Annotated in this window: 3 protein-coding genes; 2 read left to right on the top strand and 1 reads right to left on the bottom strand. The window is 62.6% G+C overall.

What is annotated here, in order from left to right; all coding sequences use genetic code 11:
• Positions 1-122: 122 nt before the first annotated feature.
• Together VFI82_13445 and VFI82_13440 are read left to right on the top strand one after the other, a co-directional pair.
• A complete protein-coding gene (locus VFI82_13445) occupies positions 123-1,097 on the top strand; it encodes an IS5 family transposase (GenBank protein ID HET7185689.1) in 975 nt (324 codons plus the stop codon).
• 254 nt (positions 1,098-1,351) lie between these two features.
• Positions 1,352-2,301 (top strand): IS630 family transposase gene (locus VFI82_13440; protein ID HET7185688.1). Its coding sequence is split into 2 segments (ribosomal slippage): positions 1,352-1,697 and positions 1,697-2,301, totalling 951 coding nucleotides; the frame shifts between segments, so codons are not numbered across the junction.
• Positions 2,302-2,400: 99 nt separating this feature from the next.
• Here VFI82_13440 and VFI82_13435 read toward each other — a convergent pair.
• Positions 2,401-2,610 (bottom strand): recombinase family protein (locus VFI82_13435; GenBank protein ID HET7185687.1); only part of this gene is annotated, 210 nt, incomplete at its 5' end.

The raw sequence follows: 2,610 nt of genomic DNA, 5'->3' as shown, positions 1-2,610 counted from the left end.
GGCTCCCCACCATGTAGCTGACCAGTAGCTTGCTGCTGGCTTCTAGGAAAACACTGAAAAAAGCTCGTTTCGGGCGATGGAATAGGTAGAATCTGCCTGGTGCTGGAAGCCGGAGCAGATCAATGCAGCGTCAGGCGAGCTTTGCCGAGGTGGAATACGGGGCCAAGAAGAAGCAGACGCGGCGAGATAAGTTTCTGGCGGACATGGAAGCGGTGGTGCCGTGGGCGCGGCTGGCGGAGCGGCTTGCGCCGCTTTATCCGAAAGGCGAGCGCGGTCGGCCGCCGATCCCGTTGGGACGCATGCTGCGGGTCTATTTTGTGCAGCAGTGGTACGGGTTGGCCGATGAAGCGGTCGAGGACGCATTCTACGACAGCCAAGCGCTGCGCGGCTTTGCCGGGATCATGCTGAACCGCGAGGCGATCCCCGACGCGACCACGGTGCTGCATTTCCGGCATTGGCTGGAGCGGCACGATTTGACCAAGGGACTGTTCGAGGAAGTCAACGCGATGCTGGAGGAGCGTGGCTTGCTGATGCGGCAAGGGACGATTGTCGACGCCACGATCATCGCCGCGCCGTCCTCGACCAAGAACAAGCACCAGAGCCGCGACCCGGAGATGCACCAGACCAAGAAAGGCAATCAGTGGTACTTTGGGATGAAGGCCCACATCGGGGTCGATGTCGCCTCGGGGCTGGTGCACACGGTGGTCGGGACCGCCGCCAACGAAGCCGACATCACCCAGACGGTGGCGCTGCTGCACGGCGAAGAGGAAGACGTCTTCGGCGATGCCGGCTACACCGGGGCGGACAAGCGGCCTGAACTTGAGGATCGCGATGTATCATGGAACATCGCGATCAAGCGCAGCATCATCAAAGCGCTCCCGAAAGCGCTGCGGGAGTTGGCGGAGCCGGTGGAGCGGGCGCTATCGCAGGTGCGCGCCGTGGTCGAGCATCCCTTCCACATCGTCAAGAACCGCTTCCGTCATAAGAAGCTGCGCTATCGCGGCCTGCATAAGAACACCGCACAGCTCCACACGCTGTTCGCCCTGGCCAATCTGGTGATCGCCAAGAAGGTGCTCCTTCCCCCGTCATCGGCCTGATTACGCCCGCAGTGTGCCTCGACCCCGCCAAGGCACAGAAAAAATTTAATCCGAACCCTGACTTCGCTCCAAAATCACGAGCAGTGGCGTGCCAGCGCCGGTAAATTATGCCTCGGTCGCTTTCCCACCAGCCATACAAGACTTCTTCAGCGCATCCCTAGAGCGTGATCGGGTTTAGTTGAAGCGCGGATGAAGGTTCCCGGAGGCGGGGATTTCTGGTCAAAATGCTGGCTGGGGGGTGGAGGCCAGCGAGCATGCCGAGACCCTATTCACAGGATTTGCGGGACCGGGTGGTGGCCGCGGTGGCGGGTGGTCGCTCGCGCCGCGCCACCGCGAAGAGATTCAGCGTCAGTGTTGCCACGGTCGTGAGATGGTCGCAGCGTTTCCGCACGACGGGGAGCGCAGCGGCCTTGGCGATGGGCGGGCGCCGCCCGCATCGTCTGGGCGGCAGACGCGACTGGCTGCTGGCGCGAATTGCGGACAAGCCGGACCTGACATTGCGGGCGATCCTGGCCGAGCTGGCCGCCGATGGGGTCAAGGTGAGCCATGGCGCGCTCTGGGCGTTTTTCGCTCGCGAAGGCATCACGTTCAAAAAAAGAGCCTGCACGCCAGCGAACAGGACCGCGCCGACATCGCTCGCCGGCGCGAGCGGTGGCGGAAATACCAGGGCCGGCTTGACGCCAAACGGCTGGTCTTTATCGACGAGACATGGGCCAAGACGAACATGACCCGGCGCCATGGACGATGTGCCCGCGGCACCCGCCTGATCGCCAAGGTGCCGCAGGGACGCTGGCGTACCCTGACCTTTCTGGCGGCGTTGCGCTGCGACCGGATCGCGGCGCCCTGCGTCATCGACGGCCCGATCAACGGTACCAGCTTTCGCGCTTACGTAGAGCAGTTCCTGGTGCCCACCCTGAGCCGCGGCGATGTCGTGATCATGGACAATCTCGGCAGTCATAAGGGCCAGGCTGTCCGCCATCTGATCCGCGCCGCCGGCGCCAAGCTATTCTTCCTGCCCCGCTATTCGCCCGATCTCAACCCGATCGAGCAGGTCTTCGCCAAGCTCAAAACCCTGCTGCGCAAAGCCAATCCGCGCACCACCGAAGCCACCTGGCGCCAGATCGGCTCATTGCTGGATCACTTCACCGCTGAGGAATGCGCAAACTACCTCGCCAATGCCGGCTACGGCTACGCTTCAACCTGAAACAATCGCGCTCTAACGCACCAAACATGTGAAAAACGAGCCGCCCTTGCGCTGTCGTCGTGTCGAGGGCTTCAGTCAGGCTGCGAATCCCGATGCCCCTCAACCGCAGGTTTCGACAGTTTCAATCAACTGCTTCATCGATCGCGCCAGGCGGTCGAGCTTCCACACGATCAGCGTGTCGCCGCTGCGCGCGAATTCGAGCGCGTCATGCAAAGCCGGGCGGTCGGTAACCGCACCTGACATCTGCTCGGTGAAAATTTTTGTGCACCCTGCCTCCGTCAGCGCGTCGCGCTGCAAGGCAAGGTTCTG

Source organism: Terriglobales bacterium, from assembly GCA_035691485.1.
Classification (GTDB): domain Bacteria; phylum Acidobacteriota; class Terriglobia; order Terriglobales; family Acidobacteriaceae; genus JAIQGF01.
Note: the sequence above shows the minus strand (reverse complement) of the source record. Positions and strands in the feature narration are given on the sequence as shown.

Coding starts and splice junctions, on each gene's coding strand:
- VFI82_13445 (HET7185689.1), top strand. CDS start 123: ATGCAGCGTCAGGCGAGCTTTGCCGAGGTGGAATACGGGGCCAAGAAG.